General features: G+C 63.8%; 5 protein-coding genes. 2 read left to right on the top strand and 3 right to left on the bottom strand.

The features are described from left to right. Positions 1-891, top strand: an 891-nt coding sequence (locus EOA85_RS24385; RefSeq protein ID WP_127211468.1) for a zinc-binding dehydrogenase, incomplete at its 5' end; no start/stop codon positions are given. Positions 892-929: 38 nt separating this feature from the next. After that, positions 930-1,925 (top strand): lipid A biosynthesis lauroyl acyltransferase, encoded by a 996-nt coding sequence (locus EOA85_RS24390; RefSeq protein ID WP_127211469.1) that lies wholly within the window; start codon positions 930-932, stop codon positions 1,923-1,925. A gap of 288 nt (positions 1,926-2,213) precedes the next feature. Here EOA85_RS24390 and EOA85_RS24395 read toward each other — a convergent pair whose 3' ends face one another. The 3 genes from EOA85_RS24395 to EOA85_RS24405 form a co-directional block, all read right to left on the bottom strand. After that, the gene (locus tag EOA85_RS24395) at positions 2,214-2,993 is read right to left on the bottom strand and encodes an ATP-binding cassette domain-containing protein (RefSeq protein WP_065012191.1); all 780 of its coding nucleotides are present in this window, start codon (positions 2,991-2,993) and stop codon (positions 2,214-2,216) included. Continuing rightward, the gene (locus EOA85_RS24400; RefSeq protein ID WP_127211470.1) at positions 2,986-5,241 is read right to left on the bottom strand and encodes an ABC transporter permease; all 2,256 of its coding nucleotides are present in this window, start codon (positions 5,239-5,241) and stop codon (positions 2,986-2,988) included. Before EOA85_RS24400 ends, EOA85_RS24395 begins: the two co-directional genes overlap by 8 nt. Positions 5,242-5,325: 84 nt before the next feature. Next, a partial coding sequence (locus EOA85_RS24405; RefSeq protein ID WP_127211471.1) for a substrate-binding domain-containing protein occupies positions 5,326-6,326 on the bottom strand: 1,001 nt, incomplete at its 5' end.

Below are 6,326 nucleotides of genomic sequence, written 5' to 3' on the forward strand. Positions count from 1 at the left end.
GGCATGGCCTTTGCCAAGCGCAAGCTGCCGCTGGTCGTCGGCGCCGAAGCTTCAGGCGAGATCGAGGCGGTCGGCCCCGGCGTCTCCAGCCTTGTGCCCGGGCAGCTTGTGTCGATCTACGGTGCGCGCACCTGCGGGCTTTGCCGCGCCTGCCGCGAAGGCCGCGACAACCTCTGCGAGCATGTCTCGGGCGTACACGGCTTCCATCTCGACGGCTTTGCGCAAGAGAAGATAAACCTTCCGGCGCGCCTGCTGGTCCCTGCCCCGCCCGGCGTGACGGACACCGGCGCCGCCGTCGCGCCCGTCACCTTCGGCACGGTCGAGCACATGCTGTTCGACAATGCTAGGCTGCGGCCCGCCGAAACCATCCTGATCCATGCCGGCGGCTCGGGCATCGGCTCCGCCGCGATCCAGCTGGCAAAGAAAATGGGCTGCACCGTGATCACCACGGTCGGCTCGAACGACAAGATCGACAAGGCGAAGGCGCTTGGCGCCGACCATGTCATCAACTATCGCGAGGACCGTTTCGAAGGCGTCGTGCGCAAGCTGACGAAGAAGAAGGGCGTCGACGTCGTCTTCGAGCATGTCGGCGCCGACACCTTTGCCGCCTCGATGCTGTGCCTGAAACGCGGTGGCCGCCTGGTGACCTGCGGCTCGACCTCGGGCGTGTCGACGCAGATCAATCTGATGCAATTGTTCCAGCAGCAACTGAAGCTGCTCGGCTCCTTCGGCTGCCGCATGCAAAACATGGCCGACGCCATGCAGAAAATGGCGGCGGGGCTGGTTTCCCCGGTCATCGACACCGAAGTCGGCTTCGACGGCATCGACGCCGCGCTGAAGCGCATGGAAGGCCGTGATGTGTTCGGCAAGATCATCCTGCGCGTCGGCTGATCATTGATGTTGCTGTCTAAAAACATCATGGGCTAGGAATGGTCTGCAACGCCTTCAGGAAGCTCCGCCGGGACTTGGCGTTCCGCCACGGCAGGCGGCTGCGCCAGTTCAACTATTGGCTGCTTGCGCGCGTCGCGATGACGATAATTTGGCTGCTGCGTCTGCTGCCGGTCGACAGCGCGCTCAATTTCGCCGACCGCGCCGCCCGTCGCATTGGCCCGCGGGTGGGGCGCCACAACGTCGCCATCGCCAATCTGCGCAACGCCTACCCGGAAAAGAGCGACCGCGAGATCCAGGCCATCGCGTCCGACATGTGGGGCAACATGGCTCGGCTCGCCGCGGAATACATCTTCCTCGACGCCCTGTTCGACTACGATCCCGCCGCGACGAAACCGGGCCGCATCGAGGTCAGGGGGGTCGAGCACTTCGTGCATATCGCCGAGGAACCGAAGCCGCATATCATCTTCACCGGGCATCTCGGCAACTTCGAACTGCTTCCGGTGGCGGCAGCCACTTTCGGCATGAACATCACGGCGCTGTTTCGCCCGCCCAACAACCCTTACCTTGCCGACTACATCCTCTCGACTCGCCGCTCGACCATGGGGTCGCTTCTGCCCTCTTCGACCGGCGCTTCATTCGCGCTGGCGGCAATCCTGGAGAAAGGTGGCAATATCGGCGTGCTCGTCGACCAGAAATTCTCGAGCGGGCTCGAAACGACATTCTTCGGCCGCCCATGCGAGAGCAACCGGGTTCTGGGCACCCTGGCGCGGCACTATGACTGCGATGTCTATCCGGCGCGCTGCGTGCGCTTGCCGGGCAACCGCTTCCGGCTCGAGATCGAGGACAGACTGACCTTGCCGCGCACCGCCGGCGGCAGTGTCGACGTCCACGGCACCACCCAGCTGCTCAACGACGTGGTCGAGCGCTGGGTGCGCGAGGATCCCGGCCAGTGGATGTGGTTCCACAAAAGGTGGGAGATCAGCGGCCCGCGCGGAAAGCATCGCCGGGCGAGACAGCGCGGCGAAGCGGCCTGAAGCGGCAAGTATTGAGATGCAGCGCAGCGTGAAGTGATTGCCCTGCAACTATGGGTAGTTTCGACTTGACAAGTGACGGCAGTTTATGCTAGGAATTTAAGCATTCTTGATCTGCGCCAACGACCCGCCCGCTGAGGCGGGTTTTTTGTTTCGGCCGGATCGCTCGATGGCGGCCTTGTTTCAAGTTTCGGTCTTTCGGCGTGGCAAGTTTCACCGCCAATCGTCAAGCAAGTCCGAAATGAAAGGGCTGTTTGACAGCCACGCCTGGAGAAAAGTGAACCTGATCGGTCAAGGCCTCGCCTCATCGGCCGTAAGTGCGTGCTCTCGCGTGCCGGAGACGATGATCTCCAGGACCTCATGCTCGCCGGTGTTCCTGACGTAGCGATCGCCGACGTTCTCGCCGCGCTTCAGCACCATCACGCGATCGCCCACAGCGAATATGTCAACGAGGCGGTGGGAGATGATGATCTGGGCAACGCCCTGCTTTTTCAGTTCCAGCATGGTCTCGAGCAGCCGCTCGGTCGCCATCACCGAGAGATTGGCGGTCGGCTCGTCGAGGATCACCACGCGCGGCTGGAAGGAGATAGCGCGGGCAATCGCCACAGATTGCTGGCGTCCGCCTGACAGGCTCTCGACCTTTTGATAGACGGAGTTCACGTCGACCTTGAGCCGCTTCAGCACGCTGTCGGCTTCCGCGTACATTTTCCGCCGATTGACAAAAAGGCCCTTGCGCGGCCAACGGCCAAGAAAGATGTTCTGACCGACATCCATATTCCCGCAAAGAGCGAAATCCTGGTAGATCATCTCGATGCCGGCATCGCGGCTTTCGTGCGGGCTCTTGAAGTGCACCGGCTGCCCGGCGACGAAAACCTCGCCGGCGTCGCGCTGGTAGGCGCCGGTCAGGATCTTCATCAGCGTAGATTTGCCGGCCGAGTTGTCGCCGACGAGGCCTAGGATCTCGCCGGGATAGAGCACGAGGTCGACGTTGCGGAGCGCCTGCACTGCACCGAAGGCTTTTTCGATGCCCCGCATTTCTACGATCGGTGCAGGCGTGGTCGGGTCACGCATGGGTGGTCTCCGCCGTTCTTGTGCGCCGTGCGAGGCGCGCCCGCAGGCGGCCGAAGATGTTGGCCTGGCGCACCCAGATGTCGATCAGCACCGCCACGATCAGGATGCCGCCGATGAAGACGTTGATCCAGTGCTGCGGCATGGTGAAGCCCTGGACGTTGAGCTGCAGCAGCGCCCGGATCAGGGTGATCACCGCCGCCCCGGCGAGCGCCCCGATCACGGTGCCGTAGCCGCCGAAGATCGAACCGCCGCCGATGATTACCGAAGCGATGGCGTCGAGCTCGCGGAACTGGCCGGCCACCGGGTTGAAGCTGCGGAAGTAGGCGACGTTGATGATCCCGGCCATTGTCGCGCAGAGCGCCGCCAGCATTAGCGCGAGGAACCGCACCCGGTTGGTGTTGATCCCGGCATAGGCGGCGGCGCGAATGTTGCCGCCGGTCGCATAGACCTTCTGCCCGAACGGCATATAGGCGAGCACGACGCCGGCAATGACGGCGACGACCAGCATCCAGATGGTCTGGACGCTCACCACCTCGGCGGTCGAGCGCAGCAGCCCGTCCGGCAGCGAGATGCGGTAGTGCAGCAGGATGTCGTTCACCTTGCGGCCAAGCAGGTTGTAGCCCTCGGGCCAGCCGGTGAGCTGCTGCCCGGCGACGAACCAGGCGGCGAGGCCGCGGGCGATGTAGAACATGCCGAGCGTGGCGATGAAGGCCGGCAGCTTGAAGCCGACGGTGACGATCGCGTTGACGAGGCCGGCACACATGCCCGCGAGCAGGCCCATCGCCACCGCGGTCACGGGGTCGGCGCCGAGAACCTTGAGAAAATAGGCGGCGGTGCTGCCGGCGAGGGCGAGCACCGCCCCGACGGAGAGATCGATATCGCCGGCGGCGATGACGTAGGTGAGCCCGATGGTGATCAGCGCAAGCTCGGTATAGTTGAGCAGGATCGCGAAGCTGTTGGACAGGTTCCACCAGTAGTCCGGCCGGAGCGCGAGGCCGGTCAGCCACAGGAGCACGGTCAAGATGATGGCGAGCGCGTCGCGCCGGGCGAGGAACTTGCCGAACCCGGTGGCCGACAGCGCCATGTCGGTCGCCATTGCCCCCTTGGTCTGCACTCCCTCGATCGCGATGCCACCGATCTCGTAGGCCGGTGGCGGTGGCCGGCCGCGGAGCCAGGCCCAGAGGCGCCCTGCCACCTGGCGGCGGATGAGATAAGGCTCGATGAGCACCGCCACGACGAGCAGCAGTCCGAGGAACACCGGCACCGCGCCGACCGGCAGCGAGAAAACGGCGTTGACCGTGATCTCCTCGTCGCCGATCTTGATGGTGCGCGTGATCGGCCAGCCCTCGCGCAACACCTTGTCGAGCAGCACCACCAGCAGGGCGCCAAGGCAGGATCCGGCGACCCGGCCGCGGCCGCCGAGGATCGAGGCGCCGCCGATGATCACGGCGGCAATGACGGTCAGCTCACCACTGACGCCGTAGAGGGGCGTCACGCCCTTGTCCTGGGCAGCTGACATCAGGCCGGCAAGCGCCGCGCAGAGCGAGGAGATCAGGTAAGCTCGAATGCGCACCCAGTTGGTCGGGATGCCGGCATAGGACGCCGCCTGCTCGTTGCCGCCGGTGGCGAAGGTCTCGTAGCCCCAGCGCGTCTTGGCGAGTACATAGGCGCCGATCACTGCGACAACAACGAAGATCACGACCTGGTTGTTGAAGCCGAGGAGGTTAGTCTCGCCGAGGTGAAAGAAAAGCGGATAGCCGGTCGCCTTGGCAGGATAGTAGATCGCCTGCCCGTGAGTGAGCGCCAGCACGAAGCCGCGGCCGATGAAAAGTATCGTCAGGGTGGCGATGAATGCAGGCACTTTCAGGATGGTAACGAGCACGCCATTGACGAGACCGATCAACACACCGAGAAGCATGCAGAGGATCACCGACGTGACGACGCCGAGGTCAAGGAAGCTCGGCGCGAACAGCCTGGCGAAGACGACGGCGACTAGGCCGTAAGTTGAACCGACCGAAAGATCGAGGTCCTTGTTGACGATGACGAAGGTCACTCCGACCGCGATGATGGCAACCCGCGAGGTGTCGCGGAGCAGCGAGTGAAACGCTCCTGTCGACCCGAAGAACGCGGGATTGACGAGGGCGCCGCCGAGATAGAGCAGCAAAAGCAAGGCAACGAGCCCCACCTCCCAGCCACCGACAATCTGGGACGGGGCACGGCCGAGTGATGTGGTCGCGGTAAGCGCCATGGTCTCTTCTGGTCGATTTCCCTGCTGCCGCATTGCGGGAGAGCTTGCGCCCTCCCGCAATGATTTCAGACCTTCCGAGCGGACTCAGTTCTCGAAGCGCTTGCCGACATCCTCGACGGTCTCCTTCGTCACCAGTTGGGCACGTGTGTCGAGGTTGGATGCCGCGATACCGCGATCGATCTCCAGATAGAGCTGCATGACCGGCCAGAAGCCCTGCAAGAAGGGCTGCTGCCCGAGCGCGCCGGTCAGATCGCCGCTCTTCATCGCATCCTGCTGGGCGGGGCCGAGGTCGAAACCGTAGGCGCAGATCTTGCCGGTCAGTCCGGTCTGAGCGACGGCCTTGGCAAGCGCCGGCGTGAACACATTATTGCCGGCGAACGCGCCAACGACGTCGCCTCGCGATTCGAACAGCGTCACGATGCCGTTCACCGGGTCATTCGGATTGGTGTCGATACCGGTGTTCTCCGGACCCGCGTCGACCTTGAAGGCATCAAGCTTGCCGGCATCCTTCAAGCCCTTGACGATGGCGTTGAAAGCCGAAGTGACGCGATTGTTCACCTCGATGTTGCCCATTGCGGTCGACGACGGCAGGACGATCGAACCCTTCTCGATACCCTTGTCCGCGAGGCACTTGACGAGCGCCTCGCCGGCGATTGCGGCAGCGGAGGCGTCCTGGCCGGTGTGGCCGATGCCGCTGCGGTTCAGGATCGTTCCGTCGAAGGAATTGGTCGTAGCGACCGGTATGCCCTTCGCCTCGGCGGCCTTGACGATGTCGTTATAGGCGCCGACCTGGGGCGTTGTCATGATCAGCCCGTCGATCGTCGGATCCTGCACGATCTGGTTCAGGATTTCGATCTCGCGGGCAGGGTCGTCGGTCGGCGATTCCGAGCCGAGCAGCAGGACCTTGGCGCCGATCAGGTTGCCGGCGACGGTCGCGCCGACGTAGACCGGATCGAAGAAACCATTGCCGGCAGTGTGTGTCACGATAGCGAAAGTGAGGTGACCATCGGCCGAATGGAAGTCCTTCGTACCAGGGGCCTCCTTTGCGGCTTCTTCGAAGCTGTAGCCGCCGACCGCCTTATCGA

This window comes from Mesorhizobium sp. M5C.F.Ca.IN.020.29.1.1, assembly GCF_003997375.1.
In the GTDB taxonomy this organism is placed as follows: Bacteria; Pseudomonadota; Alphaproteobacteria; order Rhizobiales; family Rhizobiaceae; genus Mesorhizobium; species Mesorhizobium wenxiniae.